Source organism: Bacillus sp. 0102A (assembly GCF_036765155.1).
Classification (GTDB): Bacteria; Bacillota; Bacilli; order Bacillales; family Bacillaceae; genus Bacillus; species Bacillus subtilis_G.
The window spans coordinates 78,275-100,333 of the sequence record NZ_JBAIZW010000001.1 but is presented as its reverse complement, the minus strand read 5'-3'; the positions used below and the strand labels follow the sequence as shown (position 1 = coordinate 100,333).

General features: G+C 42.7%; 25 protein-coding genes and 1 riboswitch. Of the genes, 23 read left to right on the top strand and 2 right to left on the bottom strand.

The window, feature by feature from the left end:
- The first annotated feature begins 158 nt into the window (after nucleotides 1-158).
- Nucleotides 159-294, top strand: a riboswitch (FMN riboswitch).
- A gap of 153 nt (nucleotides 295-447) precedes the next feature.
- Nucleotides 448-1,020 carry a riboflavin transporter FmnP gene (gene fmnP, locus V6D41_RS00560; protein WP_333516938.1) on the top strand — a complete coding sequence of 191 codons (573 nt, stop codon included), beginning with the start codon at nucleotides 448-450 and terminating at the stop codon, nucleotides 1,018-1,020.
- Between the two features lie 39 nt (nucleotides 1,021-1,059).
- Here the strand turns inward: fmnP and V6D41_RS00555 are convergent, their stop codons facing one another.
- On the bottom strand, nucleotides 1,060-1,308 hold the full coding sequence (locus V6D41_RS00555) for a ferredoxin (RefSeq protein ID WP_003225461.1): 249 nt from the start codon (nucleotides 1,306-1,308) through the stop codon (nucleotides 1,060-1,062).
- A 265-nt stretch (nucleotides 1,309-1,573) separates the two neighbouring features.
- Here V6D41_RS00555 and V6D41_RS00550 point away from each other — a divergent pair, with 265 nt between their 5' ends.
- The 17 genes from V6D41_RS00550 to fni all read left to right on the top strand — a co-directional run bounded on the left by V6D41_RS00550 (nucleotide 1,574) and on the right by fni (nucleotide 17,456).
- Nucleotides 1,574-2,632 carry a helix-turn-helix domain-containing protein gene (locus V6D41_RS00550; protein WP_333517412.1) on the top strand — a complete coding sequence of 353 codons (1,059 nt, stop codon included), beginning with the start codon at nucleotides 1,574-1,576 and terminating at the stop codon, nucleotides 2,630-2,632.
- Complete coding sequence (locus V6D41_RS00545; protein ID WP_333516937.1) at nucleotides 2,625-4,115, top strand: RecQ family ATP-dependent DNA helicase; 1,491 nt, start codon at nucleotides 2,625-2,627, stop codon at nucleotides 4,113-4,115. The genes V6D41_RS00550 and V6D41_RS00545 overlap by 8 nt, the downstream gene beginning before the upstream one ends.
- A 26-nt stretch (nucleotides 4,116-4,141) precedes the next feature.
- On the top strand, nucleotides 4,142-4,744 hold the full coding sequence (locus V6D41_RS00540; RefSeq protein WP_333516936.1) for a CPBP family intramembrane glutamic endopeptidase: 603 nt from the start codon (nucleotides 4,142-4,144) through the stop codon (nucleotides 4,742-4,744).
- The gene (locus V6D41_RS00535) at nucleotides 4,695-5,432 is read left to right on the top strand and encodes a LysM peptidoglycan-binding domain-containing protein (RefSeq protein ID WP_333516935.1); all 738 of its coding nucleotides are present in this window, start codon (nucleotides 4,695-4,697) and stop codon (nucleotides 5,430-5,432) included. Before V6D41_RS00540 ends, V6D41_RS00535 begins: the two co-directional genes overlap by 50 nt.
- Nucleotides 5,433-5,498: 66 nt before the next feature.
- Nucleotides 5,499-5,942: a YpbF family protein gene (locus V6D41_RS00530; RefSeq protein WP_087990566.1), complete on the top strand. Its 444-nt coding sequence runs from the start codon at nucleotides 5,499-5,501 to the stop codon at nucleotides 5,940-5,942.
- An 85-nt stretch (nucleotides 5,943-6,027) separates the two neighbouring features.
- A complete protein-coding gene (locus tag V6D41_RS00525; RefSeq protein ID WP_333516934.1) occupies nucleotides 6,028-6,807 on the top strand; it encodes a metallophosphoesterase in 780 nt (259 codons plus the stop codon).
- A 158-nt stretch (nucleotides 6,808-6,965) separates the two neighbouring features.
- Nucleotides 6,966-7,550 carry a genetic competence negative regulator gene (locus V6D41_RS00520; RefSeq protein WP_148961461.1) on the top strand — a complete coding sequence of 195 codons (585 nt, stop codon included), beginning with the start codon at nucleotides 6,966-6,968 and terminating at the stop codon, nucleotides 7,548-7,550.
- A 158-nt stretch (nucleotides 7,551-7,708) separates the two neighbouring features.
- Nucleotides 7,709-8,983 carry an NAD-specific glutamate dehydrogenase gene (gudB, locus tag V6D41_RS00515; protein ID WP_087990563.1) on the top strand — a complete coding sequence of 425 codons (1,275 nt, stop codon included), beginning with the start codon at nucleotides 7,709-7,711 and terminating at the stop codon, nucleotides 8,981-8,983.
- Nucleotides 8,984-9,092: 109 nt separating this feature from the next.
- Nucleotides 9,093-10,067 (top strand): YpdA family putative bacillithiol disulfide reductase, encoded by a 975-nt coding sequence (locus V6D41_RS00510; protein ID WP_333516933.1) that lies wholly within the window; start codon nucleotides 9,093-9,095, stop codon nucleotides 10,065-10,067.
- Nucleotides 10,068-10,185: 118 nt separating this feature from the next.
- Nucleotides 10,186-10,842, top strand: coding sequence for a glutamic-type intramembrane protease PrsW (prsW, locus tag V6D41_RS00505; RefSeq protein WP_087990561.1), 657 nt, complete (start codon nucleotides 10,186-10,188; stop codon nucleotides 10,840-10,842).
- A 149-nt stretch (nucleotides 10,843-10,991) separates the two neighbouring features.
- Nucleotides 10,992-11,903 carry a spore cortex-lytic enzyme gene (sleB, locus tag V6D41_RS00500; RefSeq protein ID WP_333516932.1) on the top strand — a complete coding sequence of 304 codons (912 nt, stop codon included), beginning with the start codon at nucleotides 10,992-10,994 and terminating at the stop codon, nucleotides 11,901-11,903.
- Nucleotides 11,904-11,939: 36 nt separating this feature from the next.
- Nucleotides 11,940-13,292 (top strand): germination protein YpeB, encoded by a 1,353-nt coding sequence (gene ypeB, locus V6D41_RS00495; RefSeq protein ID WP_087990559.1) that lies wholly within the window; start codon nucleotides 11,940-11,942, stop codon nucleotides 13,290-13,292.
- Nucleotides 13,293-13,384: 92 nt separating this feature from the next.
- Nucleotides 13,385-14,038 (top strand): flagellar brake protein, encoded by a 654-nt coding sequence (locus tag V6D41_RS00490; RefSeq protein ID WP_333516931.1) that lies wholly within the window; start codon nucleotides 13,385-13,387, stop codon nucleotides 14,036-14,038.
- Nucleotides 14,039-14,083: 45 nt separating this feature from the next.
- Nucleotides 14,084-14,260 carry a YpfB family protein gene (locus V6D41_RS00485; protein WP_333516930.1) on the top strand — a complete coding sequence of 59 codons (177 nt, stop codon included), beginning with the start codon at nucleotides 14,084-14,086 and terminating at the stop codon, nucleotides 14,258-14,260.
- A gap of 78 nt (nucleotides 14,261-14,338) precedes the next feature.
- Nucleotides 14,339-15,013, top strand: a complete 675-nt coding sequence (gene cmk, locus V6D41_RS00480; protein ID WP_333516929.1) for a (d)CMP kinase — start codon at nucleotides 14,339-14,341, stop codon at nucleotides 15,011-15,013.
- 232 nt (nucleotides 15,014-15,245) lie between these two features.
- Complete coding sequence (rpsA, locus tag V6D41_RS00475) at nucleotides 15,246-16,394, top strand: 30S ribosomal protein S1 (RefSeq protein WP_087990555.1); 1,149 nt, start codon at nucleotides 15,246-15,248, stop codon at nucleotides 16,392-16,394.
- 12 nt (nucleotides 16,395-16,406) lie between these two features.
- Nucleotides 16,407-17,456, top strand: a complete 1,050-nt coding sequence (fni, locus tag V6D41_RS00470; protein WP_333516928.1) for a type 2 isopentenyl-diphosphate Delta-isomerase — start codon at nucleotides 16,407-16,409, stop codon at nucleotides 17,454-17,456.
- Nucleotides 17,457-17,498: 42 nt separating this feature from the next.
- Here fni and V6D41_RS00465 read toward each other — a convergent pair whose 3' ends face one another.
- Nucleotides 17,499-17,630 carry a YpzI family protein gene (locus V6D41_RS00465; protein ID WP_010334754.1) on the bottom strand — a complete coding sequence of 44 codons (132 nt, stop codon included), beginning with the start codon at nucleotides 17,628-17,630 and terminating at the stop codon, nucleotides 17,499-17,501.
- Between the two features lie 77 nt (nucleotides 17,631-17,707).
- Here V6D41_RS00465 and V6D41_RS00460 point away from each other — a divergent pair, with 77 nt between their 5' ends.
- The 5 genes from V6D41_RS00460 (at nucleotide 17,708) to V6D41_RS00440 (ending at nucleotide 21,907) form a co-directional block, all read left to right on the top strand.
- Nucleotides 17,708-18,307, top strand: a complete 600-nt coding sequence (locus tag V6D41_RS00460; RefSeq protein ID WP_148961468.1) for a YphA family membrane protein — start codon at nucleotides 17,708-17,710, stop codon at nucleotides 18,305-18,307.
- Entirely contained in the window at nucleotides 18,304-19,197 is an 894-nt protein-coding gene (locus V6D41_RS00455) for a YIEGIA family protein (protein ID WP_148961469.1), read from the top strand. The genes V6D41_RS00460 and V6D41_RS00455 overlap by 4 nt, the downstream gene beginning before the upstream one ends.
- Entirely contained in the window at nucleotides 19,194-19,388 is a 195-nt protein-coding gene (locus V6D41_RS00450) for a capping complex subunit for YIEGIA (protein ID WP_333516927.1), read from the top strand. The genes V6D41_RS00455 and V6D41_RS00450 overlap by 4 nt, the downstream gene beginning before the upstream one ends.
- Before the next feature lie 153 nt (nucleotides 19,389-19,541).
- A complete protein-coding gene (der, locus tag V6D41_RS00445; protein WP_148961470.1) occupies nucleotides 19,542-20,852 on the top strand; it encodes a ribosome biogenesis GTPase Der in 1,311 nt (436 codons plus the stop codon).
- Between the two features lie 17 nt (nucleotides 20,853-20,869).
- Entirely contained in the window at nucleotides 20,870-21,907 is a 1,038-nt protein-coding gene (locus V6D41_RS00440; protein WP_333516926.1) for an NAD(P)H-dependent glycerol-3-phosphate dehydrogenase, read from the top strand.
- Nucleotides 21,908-22,059 lie beyond the last annotated feature (152 nt).

Genomic DNA, 22,059 nt, shown 5'->3' with positions numbered 1-22,059 from the left:
ATATTCTCAATAGAGTGTCAACGTGTATTGACGCAGTAAAGGGTAAAAGGAAAGCTTGAAAATCAATGTTTTCACAGCTTTTGGGTATTATTTATAATTTGAAGCAATTCTCTATACAGGCAACAAGTTATCGTTTATAATGGAACTAAATTCATATGATCAATCTTCGGGGCAGGGTGAAATTCCCTACCGGCGGTGATGAGCCTATGGCTCTAAGCCCGCGAGCTGTTTTTTACAGCAGGATTCGGTGAGATTCCGGAGCCGACAGTACAGTCTGGATGGGAGAAGATGGAGGTTCATAAGCGTTTTGAAATTTATTTCTCAAACGTTTCTTTGCCTAGCCTAATTTTCGAAACCCCGCTTTTTTTAGATGAAGCGGTTTTTTTATTGGCTGGAAAAGAACCTTTCCGTTTTCGAGTAAGATGTGATCGAAAAGGAGAGAGTGAAGTGAAAGTGAAAAAATTAGTTGTGATCAGTATGCTGAGCAGCATTGCATTTGTTTTGATGCTGTTAAATTTCCCGTTTCCGGGGCTTCCGGATTATTTGAAAATTGATTTTAGCGACGTGCCCGCTATTATTGCCATTCTGATTTACGGTCCTTTGGCGGGAATTGCCGTCGAAGCGGTAAAAAACGTTCTTCAATATATCATTCAGGGAAGCATGGCCGGAGTTCCTGTCGGGCAGACTGCGAATTTTATCGCAGGAACACTCTTTATCTTGCCGACTGCTTTCTTATTTAAAAAGCTGAGCTCAGCAAAGGGGATGGCTGTCAGTCTGCTTCTGGGAACTGCAGCGATGACCGTTTTGATGAGTATTTTAAATTATGTACTGATTCTTCCGGCTTACACGTGGTTTTTACATTCGCCGGCATTATCCGACAGCGCGCTGAAAACAGCGGTCGTCGCTGGTATTCTACCGTTTAACATCATAAAAGGCATTGTGATTACGATTGTTTTCTCACTTATTTTCGTCAAGTTGAAGCCATGGATTGAACAGCAGCGAAGCGCTCATATCCATTAAAATATAAAAAGCTCCCGCAGGGGAGCTTTTTCCATACTTCTATTCAAATTTAAGCGGGTCGCCTTCAAATGGCTCATCCGCCACTTTGATGGAATCAGTAGGACATCCTTCAAATGCGTCAATCATATCTTCTTCCAGTACCTCAGGAACTTCAACAACGCCTTTGTTTTCATCAAGCGTTACGAACGCGATGCCTTCATCATCGTAATCGTAAATGTCTGGTGCAGCAGCTCCGCAAGCGCCGCATGCAATACATGTATCTTTGTCTACGATTGTGTACTTTGCCATGAATAAAACCTCCCAGATTGTTCTTGGTGGAACAAATGGATCAATCTTTATATTTAATCAATTTAACACCTATTCCTCTTACTTATTGTAATGATGTTGCTGCCACATTTCAACAGAAAAATGATTGAGAATGCTTATCACATAAGGGGTTATCTACATAACATCCCCCCTAACGATGACTTTAAACGTCGATTTCTGTTTAAAATCTGTTAAAATAAAAAGAGCAAATCAACGATTTTTGTCAGGAAGAATGTGGGTGGATAGGTTGTCATTAAATTACTTCGATATTATGGTTCTCGATTGCCTTTGCAAAATAAACGGAGAACGTTCGGGAAGCGCTGTTTTTCACCTGTTCAAAGGCAAAAGATCGTCACAAACCATTCAAGACGCCGGCTTGTTTCAGACTGCAAAATATTTTGGAATGGCGCCGAAATGTTCGAGAAGCGATATTTTAGCGTCAATCACCAAGCTCGAACAGCATTCATGTCTCGAACCAATGGCTGAAACAGATACATATAAAGTGACAGCCAGCGGCGCAGCGGCATTGAGTCATGCTCTCAATCAACGGCCTTGGCCTGTTCATTGCCACGGCGCTTATTACCAGCAGGCTGCCGGTGTGCTGTGGAGAAGGCTTTCCCTGCTTGTGCAGGTCTTATCTAATAAACTGCAAGGGAGCAGGCAGTATATCCCTGTCACAAAGGATTATAAGACGCTTCACTGGGTAAAGAAATACCTCTCCCGCCATACGGATCATATAGAGATGGCACGCAGCTTTTTTGCCATGCTGGAGGAGCATTTGTATAAGATTGATGACAAAGAAGCGAAAATTTTTGTCTACTCTTTAACCTCGCACGATAGGATCGGCTATACGAGCAGACAGCTTGCTGACACGCTGAAAGAAGATGAATGGTATGTTTATATCATGTTTTGGGCTTCCGTACATTATTTTATACATTCTCTTCCGGAATGTGAACATTCTCTGTTAAAGGACCTCCTCTCTGATGTGCATGTTGAGAATGCCCTGACAGAGTCAACGAGAAAAACATGGCAGATGGTCAAACAAGGGATCCCGATACAGCGAATTGCAGAAATCAGAAAGCTGAAAACAGCGACGATCGAAGACCATATTGTCGAGATTTCTCTCCACGAGCCTGCGTTTAAGATAGATGACTATGTATCAGCGGAAGACCAGCTCAAAATTGCAGAGTTTTCCAAACGGATGCGAACGAACAAAATCAAACAAATTCGCGACGGGATGGAACAGCGGTTCAGCTATTTTCAAATCAGATTGGCATTGACAAAGCAGGTGCAGCAATATGACTAAATTACAGCAAACGTTATATCAGTTTTTTGGTTTTACTTCCTTTAAAAAAGGGCAGGAGGACATTATTAGAAGCATACTTAGCGGGAAGGATACCATTGCGATGCTCCCGACTGGGGGAGGAAAATCGCTTTGCTACCAGCTGCCTGGCTATATGCATGACGGCATGGTATTAATCGTTTCTCCATTGCTTTCCTTAATGGAGGATCAGGTACAGCAGCTGAAGGCGCGGGGCGAAAAGCGTGCGGCAGCTTTGAACAGCATGCTTAGCATGCAGCAGAGACAATTCGTTTTAGATCATATTCATCGCTATAAATTTTTATACTTGTCTCCTGAGGCTTTGCAGTCCCCATATGTATTGGAGAAATTGAAAAGCGTCTCGATCAGCCTATTTGTTATTGATGAGGCGCATTGTATAACTGAATGGGGGCATGACTTCAGGCCTGACTATTCAAAGCTTGGACAGCTGAGAAAAAAACTTGGGCACCCGCCGGTTCTGGCATTGACCGCTACAGCTACAAAGGCTACGCTGCAAGATGTCACAGACCTGCTTGAGCTGCAGCATGCCGAACGGCATCTCAACTCAGTCAATCGTCCAAATATCGCGCTCAGGGTTGAACATGCGGCTGATACTGTCGAAAAAATAGATAGGGTCATTCAGCTGGTTGAAAACCTGCAAGGTCCGGGAATTGTTTATTGTCCGACAAGGAAATGGGCTGAGGAATTAGCGGGTGAAATTAAAAGCAAAACGAGCAGCAGAGCCGACTTTTACCATGGCGGTATGGAATCTGGCGACAGGATTTTAATTCAGCAGCAGTTTATTCATAACCAGCTTGATGTGATATGTTGTACGAATGCGTTTGGAATGGGTGTCGATAAACCTGATATCAGATATGTGATCCATTTTCACCTCCCGCAAACGGCTGAAGCTTTTATGCAGGAAATCGGCAGAGCGGGACGCGATGGAAAACCGAGTGTCAGCATTTTGCTGCGGGCGCCAGGGGATTTTGAACTCCAGGAGCAGATTATCCAAATGGAGAGTGTTACAGCTGAAGAAATCGCCAATGTGATCCGTGTGCTTGAGGAGACGGAGGAGCGGGATGAGAGAAGGTTGCGTGACTTATTAATGCAATATGATATCGGAGAGACCCAAGGCCGTATGATAATACATCTCTTTATGCAGGGCAAAACATCAATTGAACTGGTGAAGCGGGAGATTTCTTATCGCATGGAACTTAAGCTGGAAAAAGTTCGCCGTGTATCTTTGCTGCTTCAGCGTGATGGCTGTATAAGACAATCGCTGTTAACCTATTTTGATGAATCATACGATCCTGAGGACGGAAACCTCCCGTGCTGTTCTCATTGCGGTTTCGATCTATCCTTGTATGAACAAAAAGAAGAACGGAATAAAAAGGCTTCATTAGACAGCTGGAGTTCGGAATTGCACCGAATATTCAGCTTGCAGACTGTAGGTGAACTGGACTGAAACAGCAAAAGGATTTCATTCAGCAAATGTCAGACCGTGATATGCTGAAGCAGTTATATTTGACGCAGCTTTTGATCCTCATCGCCGCAGCTGCAGCAGGATTGTTCTTTTTTAAGGATGTCAGAGACGTACTAAAACTCTGGGATATTAGCGATATGCGAATCATATGGTACGGTGTTTCTATTGCTGTTATTGTGATTTTAGCTGATATGCTAGTGATGAAATGGTGCCCGCCCCATCTATATGATGACGGGGGAATCAATAAAAAAATATTCAGTAAGAGGTCAATCCCTCATATTATATTTTTAACGCTTCTGATTGCTTTCGCGGAAGAAATGTTATTCAGAGGAGTGCTGCAGACTCATATCGGTTTATGGGCGGCCAGCCTTGTATTTGCCGTTCTTCATTTTCGGTATTTGTCAAAATGGCTGTTATTTATCATGGTGACAGCAATCAGCTTTTTGCTCGGACTGATGTATGAATGGACCGGTAACTTATTTGTTCCGATGACGGCGCATTTTATCATTGATGCCGTGTTTGCCTGTCAGATTCGTTTTGAACATGTGAGGAGGGATAAACATGACGAACATGTCGAGAGTAGAGCGAAGAAAAAACCAGAATCTTTATGAAGATCAAAACGCCGCCTTGGCGGACGAATATTTCGATGATGATGGAGAAAGCCTTCCGACAAGACAATCTGTAAAAAATCAAAGAGAACAGAAAAAAAAGCAAGGTAAAACAAAAACGCCATTATTCACTGTGCTCGCTGTATTATTTGTATTTGTGCCGGTTATCGTTTTAGTCAGTTTATTTTATCTAAAAAACCACCCGGATCACCGTGACGATTATGAAGATGTTTTTATCGACAGCAGCCAAAGCAAATATGAGGTTGTACCGAGATCAGAGGGTAAAAAAGACATCAAAGAGGACGACACCAAAGAGACTGCACTGCAGCAAGCGTCCAAAAAAAAGTCTGAGAATACAAAGGCTAAAGAGCCGGCAAAAACAACAACTGATAAAAAACAGCCTGCTTTAGCGGAAACAGAAGACTCAGAAAATAAGGAGGAAGCAACCGCCGCGGCTGCTTCCTCTTCCCAACAAACAGCAGCCCAAAAAGAACAGCAGCCGGCAGAACCAGTTCAATCTAAGGCGAAACGCGTAGTTAAGCACACCGTCCAAAAGAAAGAAACGCTGTACCGCATTTCCATGAAATATTATAAAAGCCGGTCGGGAGAAGAAAAAATCCGTGCGTATAATCATTTGAATGGAAACGATGTATACACCGGACAAGTTTTGGACATCCCCCTTGATGAATGAATAGGGCATTTTTTTTAATTCACGCTCATATATTGTAGCAATGAAAATGGACAAGGTGTGAAGCGTATGGAATCCTTATGGAATCAGCTCGATCAGTTTACAGATGCGCCGACCAAACAGATGCTCCAAGCGTTGGTGAAACGAAAACAAAAATTTGAAAATTATGCAGCGCAATGCCGCAGATGGCGATGGGCTTCACTCATTTGCTTGGGTTTATTATGTCTTATGATCATGATCAAAAGCCCGGCGCCTCAGCTCGTTCTTCAAGAAATGCTAAGCCGTACCTTTTATTTATTTTGGATGATGGCCACCGCTTTTGCATACTGCACTTCATTTTATTTTAAGAAAAAGGAAGATAAAGCTGAGGGCGATTTCCATAAACTGAGATGCGAAATTATTCAGAAGAGCACTGATCTTTGGCCGCAGCCGGATAAATGGAAGGCGAGAGAGTCTGTTTTTCAAATGATGAAGCACAAATATGATATTAATCTATATTTTGAAAGTAAATAAAATGGGGCGTTTTCTCAAACGATAGAAACGTCTTTTTTTTATTGTCCGTCTTATTGGTAAGTTCTAAAAAGAATGGAGAGTTTTTATGAAGCTATCAGTGAAAATTGCCGGTGTGCTAACTGTTGCCGCAGCGGCTATGACGGCAAAAATGTATTCAACAGCAAAAGGCAACCATTTGAAAACACATACGTTTCTTTTATCAAAAATGAAGGGCAAATTGCCTCTTACAATCTTTTTTATTTCGGACATTCATAAACGTTCCATCGATCAAGACCTTTTAAAAAAAGCGCGTAGTCATGCCCCTCACCTGGTTATTATCGGCGGTGATTTAGCCGAGGGCGGGGTGCCCAGTACGAGAATCGAGGAAAACATCAAACGGCTCTCAAATATTGGGGTCCCTGTCGTGTTTGTGTGGGGAAATAATGATTATGAAGTCAGACAGCATCAACTGTATTCGATATTCAAAGCGTACGGTGTCATCAGCCTGAGGAATGAATCAGTTTCGTTTTCGCACAATGGGCATACGATTGCGATTGCGGGAGTTGATGATATCAAGATGGAGATGGATCATTATGAGGAAGCCATTAAAGAGCTCGACAAAAGCCAGCTGAATATTCTGGTTTGCCATAACCCGGAAATCCACGAACAAATCAATGAAACCGACGGTATTGATGCGATATTCAGCGGACATACCCATGGAGGTCAGATCAGGTTTGGGAAATTCGGCCCATATGAGCTTGGAAAAACAGGTATTGTTAAACATGCGGCGTATCTGATCAGCAACGGATATGGCACGACAAAAGTGCCTCTTCGTTTAGGTGCTGAGCCAGAAACACATATTGTAACTCTTTGCGCGCCAGAATAACTTCTCAAAAGCAAAAATCAATAAGGCAATAAAAACTGCATTGTGCTTGTCTTACTAGTGAACTCAGTGTAAACTGATAACAATTAAGAACCTATGACTCATCATCTCATATAATGTGTTATATGATTTGTGTGCAAGTAGAGGCAGGAGGGAACGTTATGCGGCTTGAGCGTCTGAATTATAATAAGATTAAAATCTTTTTAACCCTCGATGATTTGACAGACCGGGGATTGACAAAAGAAGACCTCTGGAAGGACTCATTTAAAGTCCACCAGTTATTTAAAGATATGATGAATGAAGCTAATACAGAGCTCGGCTTTGAAGCGAATGGACCGATTGCAGTGGAAGTGTATTCTCTCCAAGCACAAGGGATGGTTGTGATCGTAACAAAGAACCAAGAAGCAGATTCCGAAGACGATGAGTATGATGATGATTACATCGAAATGCAAGTCAAGCTTGATGAAAGCGCGGACATCATTTATCAATTCCATTCCTTTGAAGATATCATTCAGCTTTCAGAAAGCTTACAGCGAATCGGTATCACAGGGGGGACTGTCTACCACTATGAGGGACAGTACTTTTTAAGCCTTGAAGACCTGGGGTCACATACGGCTGAGGGAGTTGTGTCGGTTCTGGCTGAATACGGCAATCCGACAACTTTAACGATTTATCGCTTGCAAGAGTATGGTAAGCTTATTATGGACGATAATGCTGTTGAGACGATACAGACTCATTTTTTATAAAAATGCAACGGAAAACTGCTGATTTCACAGCAGTTTTTTTTGAGTTAAAAAACATGGAAAAACATAACGTTTATTCTATGCATAGATCATATGAAGGTGTATACTATTCTCTGAAAGGGAGCATGTGAGAAACAGAAGATTCTAGGAGGTTAACTCAAATGGCAGCCGATCGAAACACCGGTCATACAGAAGAGGACAAACTTGATGTATTAAAATCAACCCAAACCGTAATACATAAGGCTCTGGAAAAATTAGGATATCCCGAAGAAGTCTACGAACTGTTAAAGGAGCCGATGAGATTATTAACGGTAAAAATACCTGTTCGTATGGACGACGGTTCAGTACAGATTTTCACAGGTTATCGTGCGCAGCACAATGACTCTGTCGGTCCGACGAAGGGCGGGATACGTTTTCACCCGAACGTAACAGAAAAAGAGGTGAAGGCGCTTTCTATTTGGATGAGTTTAAAATGCGGCATAATTGATCTTCCATATGGCGGTGGTAAAGGCGGAATTGTTTGTGATCCAAGGGATATGTCGTTTAGAGAGCTGGAGCGTCTGAGCAGAGGGTATGTCAGAGCAATCAGCCAAATTGTCGGCCCGACAAAAGACGTGCCGGCACCGGATGTATTTACAAACTCACAAATCATGGCTTGGATGATGGATGAGTATTCAAGAATTGATGAATTTAATTCGCCTGGATTTATTACGGGCAAGCCGCTTGTGCTTGGCGGATCTCACGGGAGAGAATCTGCGACAGCAAAAGGCGTAACGATCTGTATTAAAGAAGCGGCAAAGAAAAAAGGCATCGATATTAATGGTGCGCGTGTCGTTGTTCAAGGCTTCGGAAACGCGGGAAGCTATTTAGCTAAATTTATGCATGATGCGGGAGCAAAGGTTGTCGGCATCTCAGATGCGTATGGCGGACTTTATGATCCGGAAGGCCTCGATATCGATTACTTACTCGACCGCCGCGACAGCTTCGGTACCGTAACAAAGCTTTTCAACGATACTATTACGAACCAGGAGCTGCTGGAGCTGGATTGTGATATCCTTGTTCCTGCCGCAATTGAAAATCAAATTACAGAAGAAAATGCCCATAATATCCGGGCTGGAATTGTCGTTGAAGCGGCAAACGGGCCAACAACGCTTGAAGGAACAAAAATTCTTTCAGACCGGGACATTCTGCTTGTGCCAGACGTACTGGCAAGCGCCGGTGGCGTAACGGTTTCATATTTTGAATGGGTTCAGAATAACCAAGGCTTCTACTGGAGTGAAGAAGAGGTAGAAGAGAAATTAGAAAAAATGATGATCAAATCATTTAACAATATTTATGAAATGGCTAAAAACCGAAGAATTGACATGAGGCTCGCTGCTTATATGGTCGGTGTTCGCAAAATGGCTGAAGCTTCGCGCTTTAGAGGCTGGATATAAGTTGATAATTTGCATAAAAATAAAAAATCTCCTATGATAAAATAGGAGATTTTTTTATTCGGAAATATAAAAATATGAAGTGAAATGCCAATCGCAGGAGTTGACGGAAATGATTCAAGAAAAAGCAATAATTATTGGTGGAGGACCTTGTGGACTATCTGCTGCCATTCACCTAAAACAAATTGGCATTGATGCCCTCGTCATCGAAAAAGGCAATGTCGTTAACAGCATTTACAATTATCCGACGCATCAAACCTTTTTCAGCTCAAGTGAAAAGCTTGAAATTGGAGACGTGGCATTTATTACGGAAAACAGAAAACCTGTCAGAATTCAGGCTTTGTCGTATTACCGGGAAGTTGTCAAACGGAAAAACATCCGTGTCAATGCGTTTGAAATGGTGCATAGAGTCACGAAAGCGGAAAACAATTCATTTGTTATAGAGACGTCAAAAGAGACTTACACGACACCGTATTGTATTATTGCAACAGGCTATTATGATCACCCAAACTATATGAACGTACCCGGTGAGGATTTGCCAAAAGTATTCCATTATTTTAAAGAAGGCCATCCGTACTTTGATAAAGATGTCGTCGTCATTGGCGGCAAAAATTCAAGCGTAGACGCTGCGCTTGAACTCGTGAAATCTGGAGCGCGTGTCACAGTCTTATACAGGGGCAATGAGTATTCGCCAAGCATTAAGCCGTGGATCCTGCCTGAATTTGAGTCGCTCGTCAGAAACGGGACAATCCGCATGGAATTTGGGGCTTGTGTCGAAAAAATCACCGAGGATGAAGTGGTATTCCGCTCCGGCGAGAAGGAACTCATTACCATTAAAAATGATTTTGTATTTGCCATGACAGGCTATCATCCCGATCATCAATTTCTTGAAAAAATGGGTGTTAAAATTGATCAAGAAACAGGACGTCCATTTTTTAATGAAGAAACGATGGAAACTAACGTTGAAGGCATTTTTATTGCCGGGGTCATTGTTGCCGGGAACAATGCAAATGAAATATTTATTGAAAACGGCAGATTTCACGGGGGACATATCGCAGCGGAAATCGCCAAAAGAGAAAATTATTAAAGAGGGGAGCATATGAAGAATTCGTATGCTCTTTTTGTTTTTTTAAGTTCAGACAGATGTAAAATCACAAACAACATGGTAGGATAGACTTAGGAATATAAAGGAAAGAGGTTGCCTGATGTTTGCAATCATCTCTGCAGGAATCGCTCCCGGCATCGCGCTGTTAAGTTATTTTTATTTAAAAGATCAGTATGATAATGAACCTGTACATATGGTGCTTCGGTCGTTTTTTCTGGGAGTTGTTCTTGTATTTCCCACAATGTTTATCCAGTACGTGCTTGAAAAAGAAAATGTGGGAGGCGGAAGCTTTTTCGTTTCTTTTTTGACTTCAGGGTTTTTGGAGGAATCACTGAAATGGTTTATTCTGATGGTCAGTGTATACCCGCACGCCCACTTTGATGAGCATTATGACGGGATTGTGTACGGGGCCAGTGTATCGCTCGGTTTTGCAACTCTCGAAAATATTCTTTACTTAATCGGCCACGGTGTGGAGCATGCGTTTGTTAGGGCGCTGCTGCCAGTTTCATGCCATGCCTTGATAGGTGTTATTATGGGATTTTACCTTGGGAAAGCCCGTTTTTCCGCTCATAAGGCGCGTGTGAAGTGGCTTATTCTTTCTTTAGCTGTTCCGTCACTTTTGCATGGATCGTATGATTTTATTCTGACAGCACTCAGCAATTGGATTTATTATATGTTTCCATTTATGTTGTTTTTATGGTGGTTTGGTTTGCGCAAAGCGAAAAAAGCCCGTTCCGTCAATATGATGCAAGTATAGAAGCCGCACAGAACCGTGCGGCTTTTTGTGTGCCGATTTATCAAATGAGATTTATGTTCTGAGGGATAACAAGGAAAGAGTGTATAAAAATAACCTCGTTACAGAAAATACGATTACACTCAAAAATTTGCTGTAGGAGGCTTGAAAAGATGAAGTCCAAAGGAACGATTATGGCATGTCTCATCCTTTTTTCCTTTACAATAACGACGTTTATCAATACTGAAACCATCTCTGCCTTTTCCAATCAGGTCATTCAAAGAGGGGCTACAGGAGACGATGTGATCGAACTCCAAGCACGCCTTCAATATAATGGATACTATAACGGAAAAATTGACGGGGTTTATGGATGGGGAACGTACTGGGCAGTTCGAAATTTTCAGGATCAATTCGGGTTAAAAGAGGTTGATGGCCTTGTAGGGGCTAAAACAAAGCAAACCCTAATATCTAAATCTAAATACTATCGTGAATATGTCATGGAACAGCTTCAAAAAGGGAATACGTTCACGCATTACGGAAAAATTCCGCTGAAGCATCAGACGAAACCGTCAAAAGCAGCAACACAAAAAGCAAGACAGCAAGCAGAAGCGCGGCAGAAACAGCCTGCGGAAAAAACAACGCAGCAGCCTAAAGCGGATAAACAGCAAAACAACACACCTGCAAAAACAAGAAAACAGGACGCGGTCGCAGCTAACATGCCTGGCGGATTTTCCAACAATGATATTCGGCTGCTTTCTCAAGCGGTTTACGGGGAAGCACGGGGAGAACCGTACGAGGGTCAGGTTGCCGTTGCGGCAGTTATTTTGAACCGTTTGAACAGTCCGTTATTTCCAAATTCAGTAGCTGGTATTATTTTTGAACCGCTTGCTTTTACAGCAGTGGCTGACGGGCAAATCTATATGCAGCCGAATGAAACGGCAAGAGAAGCAGTGCTGGATGCCATTAATGGCTGGGATCCAACCGAGGAAGCACTGTACTACTTTAATCCGGATACAGCGACCAGCGCATGGATTTGGGGACGCCCGCAGATCAAGAGAATCGGAAAACACATTTTCTGTGAGTAGCAGGACATAAGAAAGCATAAAAATGAGGTGTGATAAATGATCAGAGGTATTTTAATCGCGTTGCTCGGTATTGCAATTGTCGGTACAAGCTACTGGGGATACAAAGAGCACCAGGAAAAAGACGCAGTTCTTCTTCATGCTGAAAATAACTACCAGCGGGCGTTCCATGAACTTACCTATCAGATGGATCAGCTTCACGATAAAATCGGAACAACACTCGCCATGAACAGCCAAAAATCACTGTCACCTGCATTGGTAGATGTGTGGAGGATTACATCTGAAGCCCATAACAGTGTCAGTCAGCTGCCGCTTACATTAATGCCGTTTAACAAAACAGAAGAGTTATTATCAAAGATCGGCGATTTCAGTTATAAAACGTCAGTCAGAGATTTGGAGCAAAAGCCGCTAGATAAAAAAGAGTATACATCACTAAATAAGCTATATCAGCAATCCGAAGATATACAAAATGAATTGCGTCATGTTCAGCACCTTGTTATGAGCAAAAACCTTCGCTGGATGGACGTAGAGATGGCACTGGCTTCTGACGAAAAACAAAGCGATAATACGATTATCAACAGCTTTAAAACCGTCGAAAAAAATGTCGGTGCATTCTCCACCGGAACAGACCTTGGCCCGAGTTTCACCAGCACCAAAAAAGAAGAGAAGGGCTTCAGCCATCTTAAAGGAAAACAAATTTCCGAACAGGAAGCAAAACAAATTGCTGAGCGTTTTGCTCCGGATGACAATTATTCAATTAAAGTGGTGAAAAGCGGAAAAAAAACAAACCGCGACGTATATAGCGTCAGCATGAAAGACCCAGACCATAAAGCAGCGATTTATATGGATATTACGAGAAAGGGCGGGCATCCGGTATATTTGATCCAAAACAGAAAAGTGAAGAATCAGAAATTCAGTTTGAATGACGGGTCGAACCGCGCGCTCGCCTTTTTAAAGAAAAACGGATTTGAAACAGATGATTTGGAAATTGATGAAAGTGCCCAATATGATAAAATCGGCGTATTTTCATATGTTCCTGTTGAAAATAAAATCCGGATGTACCCGGAAGCAATTCGCATGAAAGTGGCTTTGGATGACGGTGAGGTTGTCGGCTTTTCAGCAAGGGACTTCCTAACATCCCACAGAAAAAGAAATATACCTAAGCCGGCCATTACTGAGGCAGAAGCGAAATCGAAATTAAATAAAAATGTACAAGTAAGAGAAACAAGGCTTGCTTTGATTACAAATGAACTTGGCCAAGAAGTGTTATGCTATGAAATGCTCGGGACAATTGAAAATGACACATTCAGAATGTATATAAATGCCAGTGATGGTTCGGAAGAAAAGGTTGAAAAATTAAAAAATGCCGAACCTATATATAAAGACCTATAAAAACAGGAGGAAAGGACTAAATGTCTTTTCCTTTTTTTCATAACGTGCTTTAATAAAAATGTGAGCATATTGAATACGAAAGAGTGAAGTTAATGATCGAGATTGGGGAAAATGTACATTTAGAATATATAGAAGAAAATGAATTGAAAAAAGCGAAGAGTAAAGCTGTAAGCACCGAAAACAATGAGCTTTTGATCGCGTACCCGGTGGATGTAGCTACAGGGCGAACTGTGATTTTGCATAACGATATGGAAGTAACGGTAGAGTTTGTGGGCAAAGACGAAGTTCCTTACCGCTTTACAAGCCGTATAAAAGGTAAAGTGAAGGACAAACTTCAAATGATCTGTCTTGAAGTGCCTCCCCGTGAAAAGGTGAAACGGATCCAGCGCCGCCAGTATGTGAGAACTGATGCGGTATTGGATGTGCGAATGCAGCCGGCAGCTGAGGAAGAGTTCAGCACACTTTCCTATAATATCAGCGCGGGCGGCATCGCCTTAATTTTAGCCGATGGCCATTCCTTTCAATCCGGAGAATCATTGCGCCTGATTATCAGTCTTTCTGAAAATGAAAATATACGTCAAATAGAAACAGAAGCCGTTGTCAGACGAGTCTTTGATGATCCGAAAACAGGGAAGCATAAAATGACCCTTGAGTATACGGGAATCTCAGCGAGTGACCAGCAGTTTCTGCTTCAATATTGCATCCGGCGCCAGTTAAATAAGAGAAGAAAGGCACGGATGGAATAAACATCGGCAAACACTTCCATACTATTTGTTGATGGAGGTGCTCCGATGAAAACATTTGAACGGCTGCTGATCAAATTATTGTTTATTCAGGCCATCATTTTACTTGGTGTCCAGATTCTTTTTCACTATGAGCATATTGAGCCTTATGTATCAAAAGTGATTCAATATGAAGGGGTGGATAAAATGGAGGAGAACAATAGGATTGAAACCTTCAAACGTTAATTATTCATCAATTTTCCACCCTTTTTCATAAAGTTCGTGATACAATCCATAGAGGAGAAAAGAGCAAGGAGAGGAATTATGGAAAAGAAATTATCGATTGCAATTGACGGCCCGGCAGCTGCGGGGAAAAGCACCGTTGCCAAAATTGTGGCTGAGAAGAAATCGTACATATATATTGATACAGGAGCGATGTATCGGGCGATAACGTACACGGCTTTGCAAGAAAACATTGACCTGGCAAATGAAGAAAAACTGGCTGAGCTGCTAAAGCGGACAAACATTGAACTGATGACAACAGAAGTAGGACAAAAAGTGCTCGTTAACGGCACCGATGTAACTGAGGCGATCCGAACAGACGAAGTCAGCAACCAAGTTTCAATAGCAGCAAAGCACAGAAGCGTCAGGGGAGAAATGGTAAAACGCCAGCAGCAACTTGGGGAAAAAGGCGGCGTCGTCATGGATGGACGTGATATCGGGACTCACGTGCTGCCGAATGCTGAAGTGAAAATCTTTCTTTTGGCTTCTGTTGAGGAAAGAGCGAAACGCCGTTATGAAGAAAACGTGAAAAAAGGCTACGATGTCAACTATGAGACATTGATTGAGGAAATTGCAAGAAGAGACAAGCTTGATTCAGAGCGCGAAGTATCACCGTTGCGCAAAGCAGAAGACGCTCTTGAAATCGATACGACATCTCTTTCCATTCAAGAGGTAGCTGCTAAAATCCTCAAGGCAGTGGAGCAAAAGTCCCGCTGATTATAGCGAATGCCACTTTTTTGGATTTTTTCAGCCAAGAAAGAATGTTATTGCTTGACAAACCTGTCCTTTTATTAGAAGTTAATACTAATAAAACTTTTTATTGATCATTCAAAAAACTTTTTTGGATGATTCTTTAATACATATTCGGCTAAAAGCGGGCATGTTATATGTCCAGCTTTTAAACCGTTTTAATTAAGCTGTGTAGGTTTGGACCAAGGAGGTTATTCAAATGACAGAGGAAATGAATCAAATTGATGTTCAAGTGCCAGAGGTTGGAGATGTAGTTAAAGGGATTGTGACAAAGGTAGAGGATAAGCATGTGGATGTTGAAATTATCAATGTCAAACAGTCCGGCATTATTCCAATCAGTGAATTATCAAGTCTTCATGTAGAGAAAGCATCGGATGTTGTAAAAGTAGACGACGAGCTTGACCTGAAAGTAACAAAAGTGGAAGACGATGCTTTGATTTTATCTAAACGTGCTGTTGATGCAGACCGCGCTTGGGAAGACCTTGAGAAAAAATTTGAAACAAAAGAAGTGTTTGAAGCTGAAGTTAAAGATGTCGTGAAAGGCGGACTTGTCGTTGATATCGGCGTTCGCGGTTTTATTCCGGCATCACTTGTTGAAGCGCATTTCGTTGAAGATTTTACTGATTATAAAGGAAAAACACTGTCTCTGCTCGTTGTAGAGCTTGACCGTGATAAAAACCGCGTGATCCTTTCACACCGTGCCGTTGTTGAAAGTGAGCAAGTAAATAAAAAACAAGAACTTCTTCAGTCTCTCGAAGTTGGAAGTGTACTTGATGGCAAAGTGCAGCGCCTGACTGATTTTGGTGCGTTTGTTGATATCGGCGGTATCGATGGACTTGTACACATTTCGCAGCTTTCCCACTCCCATGTGGAGAAGCCGTCTGACGTTGTTGAAGAGGGACAAGAAGTAAAAGTGAAAGTATTATCGGTTGACCGTGATAATGAACGTATTTCTTTATCTATCAAAGACACACTGCCTGGACCGTGGAGCCAAATCGGCGAGAAAGTGAAACCAGGCGACGTGCTTGAAGGAACTGTGCAGCGTCTTGTAAGCTTCGGAGCCTTTGTTGAAATTTTTCCGGGTGTTGAAGGTCTCGTTCATATTTCTCAAATTTCCAATAAACACATCGGCACGCCGCATGAAGTCCTTGAAGAAGGACAGACTGTAAAAGTGAAGGTTCTTGATGTGAATGAAAATGAGGAGCGCATTTCATTAAGTATGCGTGAACTTGAAGAAGCGCCTAAAGCCGATCAGGAAGATTACCGTCAATATCAGGCGAAGGAAGAAACAAGCACTGGCTTCCAGCTTGGTGATTTGATCGGAGATAAGCTGAATAAACTAAAATAATTGGTGATAAACGTGACTCGAGCAGAACGGAAAAAACAACACATCAATCATGCCCTGTCCACTGGACAAAAGCGGGACACGGGTCTTGATGATATTACGTTTGTTCATGCCAGTCTGCCCGATCTTGCATTAGAACAAGTAGATATTTCCACAAAAATCGGCGAACTTTCAAGCAGTTCGCCGATTTTTATCAATGCAATGACTGGCGGCGGCGGACAACTTACATATGATATTAATCAATCACTTGCACGAGCGGCTCGTCAGGCCGGTATACCTCTTGCTGTCGGATCCCAAATGTCAGCATTAAAAGATCCCTCAGAGCGTTTTTCGTATGAAATCGTTCGAAAAGAAAACCCAAACGGACTGATTTTTGCCAACTTGGGAAGCGAGGCGACAGCTGATCAGGCAAAGGAAGCAGTGGAAATGATTGGAGCAGACGCGCTGCAGATTCACTTGAATGTGATTCAGGAAATTGTGATGCCTGAAGGAGACAGAAGCTTTAGCGGAGCTCTGGACCGTATTGAACAAATTTGCAGTCAGGTCAGTGTGCCGGTCATTGTGAAAGAGGTCGGCTTCGGTATGAGCAAAGAATCAGCAGGGAAGCTTTATGAAGCTGGTGCTGCAGCTGTAGATATCGGCGGTTACGGGGGCACGAATTTCTCGAAAATCGAAAATCTCCGAAGACATCGGCAAATCACCTTTTTTAACTCGTGGGGCATTTCGACAGCAGCAAGTTTGGCGGAAATCCACTCTGCGTTTCCCGCAAGCACAATGATGGCGTCCGGAGGCCTGCAGGATGCGCTTGATGTGGCAAAGGCAATAGCGCTGGGGGCCTCTTGCACCGGAATGGCAGGACACTTTTTAAAAGCGCTGACTGAAAGCGGAGAGGAAGGACTGCTTGAGGAGGTTCAGCTGATCCTTGACGAATTAAAAATGATTATGACCGTACTGGGCGCCAGAACGGTTACTGATTTGCAAAAGACACCTCTTGTGATCAAAGGTGAAACCCATCACTGGCTCACAGAGAGAGGGATTGATACGTCCAGCTATAGTGTGCGATGAATGATAAAAAGCCCAAAACCTTATGAGTTTTGGGCTTTTGCATTATGATTTTCGCTTTTTGAATTTTCCATTTTGTTCAAGGCTTGTTGCTCCGTCATAGTGAATGGACTGGTCGCGATCTGATTCGACTCTGCCAGAAGCTTTGAGTTTTTTTTCCTGTCTGTCTTTTCCCATGATCATACTCCTTATTGTGAGGTGGATTGTTTAAAAAAAGCGCTCGGACTCCATACTGGGAGTATGGAGGAAGCAAAATGGAACAATTTTATTACTATTGGTCAATGTGGTTTCTGTGGGTCCTGACGACCTTTATTTTTGAAAAGACGAAAAGGCGATTTGCCGTCTCTGTCTTTATTTTGACTAATATGATTCTAAGCATACATGACATCACTTTATATTTTTCCTTAAATACTGCTTATATGATGTTTTTTTTCTGCGGGTGTGTCTATGCAGGGTATTTGAGAATGTATCGTTTTCGTTATCTCATGGTCTATCTGATGCTTATTGCCGGGTATGCGTTTGTTTATCTTTTTGCATTATATGATCCAGTTTGGTTTATCATAAAACCTGAGTGGGCTGCCGTAATATTATTAGTGCTTTTGACAGCTTCGGTTGAAAGGGAGTTCCCGAAACAGCTTACATTATTTGTGCTAGGGATGTGCCAAGGCGAACTGGTGTATTCGTTTGTGATTCAGAAGCTGGCCGGGGCTTTGGCTGTCGGTGGCTTTCAATGGCTGAATACGTGTTCCGCAGGTATTATATTGCTGTTTGGCATATCGAAATACGAACAGCTGGCAAGCCAGATTGGTCAAAAGAGCAAAAGATCAAATAAAGGAGCTACCAAAATGTCATGAGTGATTACATTTATCCAATTATTGCTGGGGTCATTGCCGGGGTCGCGACACGGCTTTATATGCTGAAAACGGATTACCGCCAGTATCCGACCTATGTTCATGGGAAAGTCATTCACATTGCACTAGGGCTGATTGCGGCTGGTTTAGGGGCCATTATTATGCCGGCGCTTTTGCAGGAGGAATTTACGGCCATCACGTTTTTAACATTGGCAGCGACGCAATTTAGAGATGTTCGAAATATGGAGCGGAACACACTGACGCAAATGGATTCGTATGAACTTGTCTCAAGGGGAAGCACATATATTGAGGGAATTGCGATTGCGTTTGAAAGCAGAAATTATATCGTGATCTTTACAGCTCTTTTGACAACCTCTGCGTATGTGCTTTTATCCATTTGGGCTGCAGTCATAGCGGCTATTGTTTGTTTCTTGCTGGCAATGAAATTTATGTCGGGCAGTGTGTTGAAGGATATTGTAGATATCGAGTACATAAAGCCGTACTTTGACGGTCCGGGACTGTTTGTTGATAATATTTATATGATGAATATTGGGCTTCCGGAAAAACAGGAGCTGATTTTAAAGCACGGCATGGGATTTATTTTAACGCCAAAAAACTTTAATTCAGCAGCGACGATTGCCAACTTAGGGCAGCGCCAGGCCATTTTATTTGATGTTTCGAATGTACTCGGGGTTTATCGGGATTCGGGCGAGCCGTCTCTCACTCCAATTGCAAAACGCGATTTAAATGACGGGAGAGTGGCAGTTTTTGTTCTTCCGCAAATTAATCACCCCGAAACAGCTGTTCAGATTATCAGCAATGTTCCAACTTTGGAAAACGCGATCAGAATGCCGACGGAATTTATCAAGAACCAGAATAAGGTGATAGAATGAGCGAATCTCTTACGAAAATGATTTTGTCTGTGATTACGACGAACCGAAACCGGGCTGCGGGGGGAGCTCCTGTCTTTTTTTGCAATGACAAAAAGGAGATGGAGCTTTTCGCTAAAAATCTTGAGGCGATCCTTGATGGAATAGCGCACAGAATTGGAGATGACTTGTATTTGATCGTGAAACATTTTTAAGAATAGTTGTGATCCCAGTAAAAACTGATATAATAAATGAGTTAAGCCCTTCCTCTGAAGGGTTTCTTTTCATAAAAGTGAATGAAATGATTTTAATAACCGGTTGAAAATTTATGTAAAAATGAAAGCGGCTGGATCGAAAGGAAGGGTACTATGGGTAAACCTGTCGTAGCCATTGTCGGGAGACCAAATGTAGGAAAATCCACAATCTTTAACCGGATTGCGGGAGAAAGAATTTCAATAGTAGAAGATACCCCTGGTGTGACAAGGGATCGGATATACAGCTCGGCTGAGTGGCTGAATTATGATTTTAATTTAATTGATACTGGCGGTATTGATATCGGTGATGAGCCGTTCTTAGCGCAGATTCGCCAGCAGGCTGAAATCGCCATGGATGAAGCGGATGTCATTATCTTTATGGTGAACGGCCGTGAAGGCGTGACTGCTGCTGATGAAGAAGTAGCGAAAATTTTGTACCGCACGAAAAAGCCAGTTGTTTTGGCAGTTAATAAACTGGATAACACAGAAATGAGAGCGGATATTTACGATTTTTATTCGCTTGGCTTTGGCGAGCCGTATCCAATTTCGGGAACACACGGACTCGGATTAGGTGATTTGCTGGATGCCGTTGCAGAGCATTTTAAAAACATTCCTGAAACGAAATACGATGAAGAAGTGGTTCAATTCTGCCTGATCGGACGCCCGAACGTCGGAAAGTCCTCGCTAGTGAACGCGATGCTCGGCGAAGAGCGCGTCATTGTGAGCAACGTGGCAGGAACGACACGAGATGCTGTTGATACGGCATTTACGTACAACCAGCAGGAGTTTGTCATTGTTGATACTGCCGGCATGCGAAAAAAAGGGAAAGTCTATGAAACGACTGAAAAGTACAGTGTACTGCGGGCGCTGAAAGCAATCGACCGCTCAGAAGTCGTTGCGGTTGTGCTGGACGGCGAAGAAGGCATTATTGAACAGGATAAGCGCATCGCCGGTTATGCACACGAAGCGGGCAAAGCTGTCGTGATCGTCGTAAACAAATGGGATGCTGTTGACAAAGATGAAAGCACGATGAAAGAATTTGAAGAAAATATCCGTGACCATTTTCAATTTCTTAATTATGCGCCAATCTTATTCATGTCAGCCTTAACGAAAAAACGGATTCATACGCTGATGCCTGCGATTATCAAAGCGAGTGAAAATCATTCACTGCGGGTTCAAACGAATGTCTTAAATGATGTCATCATGGACGCTGTGGCAATGAACCCGACGCCGACTCATAACGGTTCACGTTTGAAGATTTATTATGCGACCCAAGTGGCGGTAAAACCGCCGAGTTTCGTTGTGTTTGTAAACGATCCTGAATTAATGCATTTCTCGTACGAACGCTTTTTAGAAAATCGAATCAGAGATGCGTTCGATTTTGAAGGGACACCAATCAAAATTTTTGCAAGAGCTAGAAAATAAAAAGGTGTGAAGCAAATATGAAAAAAGTCACTATGCTCGGAGCGGGAAGCTGGGGGACGGCACTGGCTTTAGTGTTAGCCGACAATCATCAAAATGTAACCATGTGGGGGCACCGTGCAGATCTAATTGATCAAATCAATGATCAGCATGAAAATAAGGATTATTTGCCGAACGTCAAGCTGCCGGAATCAATAGAGGCTACAACGGATATCGGGAAAGCTGTTTCGGATGCAGATTTCATTATTGTTGCGGTTCCGACAAAAGCGATTCGGGAAGTGCTGAGACAGGCTGTGCCTTTTATCACGAAAAAGGCAGTCTTTGTTCATGTCAGCAAGGGAATAGAGCCTGATTCGCTCCTTCGCATTTCTGAGATTATGGAAGACGAGCTCCCAAGCGATGTCAGAAAAGATGTTGTTGTCCTTTCTGGCCCGAGCCATGCGGAAGAAGTGGGGCTGCGCCATCCGACGACCGTTACTTCATCTTCAAAAAGCATGCGGGCAGCAGAAGAGGTGCAGGATTTATTTATTAATCACAATTTCCGGGTGTACACAAACCCTGACATTATCGGAGTTGAGATCGGCGGGGCTTTAAAAAATATCATTGCCCTTGCCGCAGGAATTACAGACGGTTTAGGGTATGGCGACAATGCCAAAGCTGCTTTGATTACACGCGGACTTGCCGAAATCGCGAGACTCGGAACGAAAATGGGCGGGAATCCCCTGACGTTTTCTGGATTGACAGGAGTGGGCGATCTGATTGTGACATGCACAAGTGTTCATTCCAGAAACTGGCGTGCCGGCAATTTGCTCGGAAAAGGGTACAAGCTGAAAGACGTGCTTGAAGAGATGGGAATGGTAGTCGAAGGCGTCCGTACGACAAAAGCGGCTTACCAGCTTTCGGAGAAATATGATGTGAAAATGCCGATTACAGAAGCACTCCATCAAGTTCTATTTAACGGACAAAAAGTGGAAACTGCTGTTGAATCTTTAATGGCGAGAGGGAAAACCCACGAGATGGAGGATCTGGTAAATACGTTTGAAAATCAAGTGAAGTAAAAGTGTCAATTGTATTGACGGCCGCATATCTTAATTGAACGAAAGCCCGAAAAACAGTAGAATACCCAAGTCTTGGGATCTCCTGAAACATTTTGCTGATTTAGGCAATAGAGGATGCATCTGAATGCCAAGTCGCATACTATAGCATCGAA

What these genes read in the sequence shown, in the direction of transcription:
- prsW (WP_087990561.1), top strand. Translation starts at nt 10,186, where the DNA reads ATGTTTGCAATCATCTCTGCAGGAATCGCTCCCGGCATCGCGCTGTTA.
- V6D41_RS00460 (WP_148961468.1), top strand. Translation starts at nt 17,708, where the DNA reads ATGGAACAATTTTATTACTATTGGTCAATGTGGTTTCTGTGGGTCCTG.
- V6D41_RS00490 (WP_333516931.1), top strand. Translation starts at nt 13,385, where the DNA reads ATGATCGAGATTGGGGAAAATGTACATTTAGAATATATAGAAGAAAAT.
- V6D41_RS00525 (WP_333516934.1), top strand. Translation starts at nt 6,028, where the DNA reads ATGAAGCTATCAGTGAAAATTGCCGGTGTGCTAACTGTTGCCGCAGCG.
- V6D41_RS00520 (WP_148961461.1), top strand. Translation starts at nt 6,966, where the DNA reads ATGCGGCTTGAGCGTCTGAATTATAATAAGATTAAAATCTTTTTAACC.
- V6D41_RS00535 (WP_333516935.1), top strand. Translation starts at nt 4,695, where the DNA reads ATGACGAACATGTCGAGAGTAGAGCGAAGAAAAAACCAGAATCTTTAT.
- cmk (WP_333516929.1), top strand. Translation starts at nt 14,339, where the DNA reads ATGGAAAAGAAATTATCGATTGCAATTGACGGCCCGGCAGCTGCGGGG.
- sleB (WP_333516932.1), top strand. Translation starts at nt 10,992, where the DNA reads ATGAAGTCCAAAGGAACGATTATGGCATGTCTCATCCTTTTTTCCTTT.
- V6D41_RS00465 (WP_010334754.1), bottom strand. Translation starts at nt 17,630, where the DNA reads ATGGGAAAAGACAGACAGGAAAAAAAACTCAAAGCTTCTGGCAGAGTC.
- V6D41_RS00545 (WP_333516937.1), top strand. Translation starts at nt 2,625, where the DNA reads ATGACTAAATTACAGCAAACGTTATATCAGTTTTTTGGTTTTACTTCC.
- V6D41_RS00440 (WP_333516926.1), top strand. Translation starts at nt 20,870, where the DNA reads ATGAAAAAAGTCACTATGCTCGGAGCGGGAAGCTGGGGGACGGCACTG.
- V6D41_RS00530 (WP_087990566.1), top strand. Translation starts at nt 5,499, where the DNA reads ATGGAATCCTTATGGAATCAGCTCGATCAGTTTACAGATGCGCCGACC.
- V6D41_RS00540 (WP_333516936.1), top strand. Translation starts at nt 4,142, where the DNA reads ATGTCAGACCGTGATATGCTGAAGCAGTTATATTTGACGCAGCTTTTG.
- V6D41_RS00555 (WP_003225461.1), bottom strand. Translation starts at nt 1,308, where the DNA reads ATGGCAAAGTACACAATCGTAGACAAAGATACATGTATTGCATGCGGC.
- V6D41_RS00485 (WP_333516930.1), top strand. Translation starts at nt 14,084, where the DNA reads ATGAAAACATTTGAACGGCTGCTGATCAAATTATTGTTTATTCAGGCC.
- ypeB (WP_087990559.1), top strand. Translation starts at nt 11,940, where the DNA reads ATGATCAGAGGTATTTTAATCGCGTTGCTCGGTATTGCAATTGTCGGT.
- rpsA (WP_087990555.1), top strand. Translation starts at nt 15,246, where the DNA reads ATGACAGAGGAAATGAATCAAATTGATGTTCAAGTGCCAGAGGTTGGA.
- V6D41_RS00455 (WP_148961469.1), top strand. Translation starts at nt 18,304, where the DNA reads ATGAGTGATTACATTTATCCAATTATTGCTGGGGTCATTGCCGGGGTC.
- der (WP_148961470.1), top strand. Translation starts at nt 19,542, where the DNA reads ATGGGTAAACCTGTCGTAGCCATTGTCGGGAGACCAAATGTAGGAAAA.
- V6D41_RS00450 (WP_333516927.1), top strand. Translation starts at nt 19,194, where the DNA reads ATGAGCGAATCTCTTACGAAAATGATTTTGTCTGTGATTACGACGAAC.
- gudB (WP_087990563.1), top strand. Translation starts at nt 7,709, where the DNA reads ATGGCAGCCGATCGAAACACCGGTCATACAGAAGAGGACAAACTTGAT.
- V6D41_RS00510 (WP_333516933.1), top strand. Translation starts at nt 9,093, where the DNA reads ATGATTCAAGAAAAAGCAATAATTATTGGTGGAGGACCTTGTGGACTA.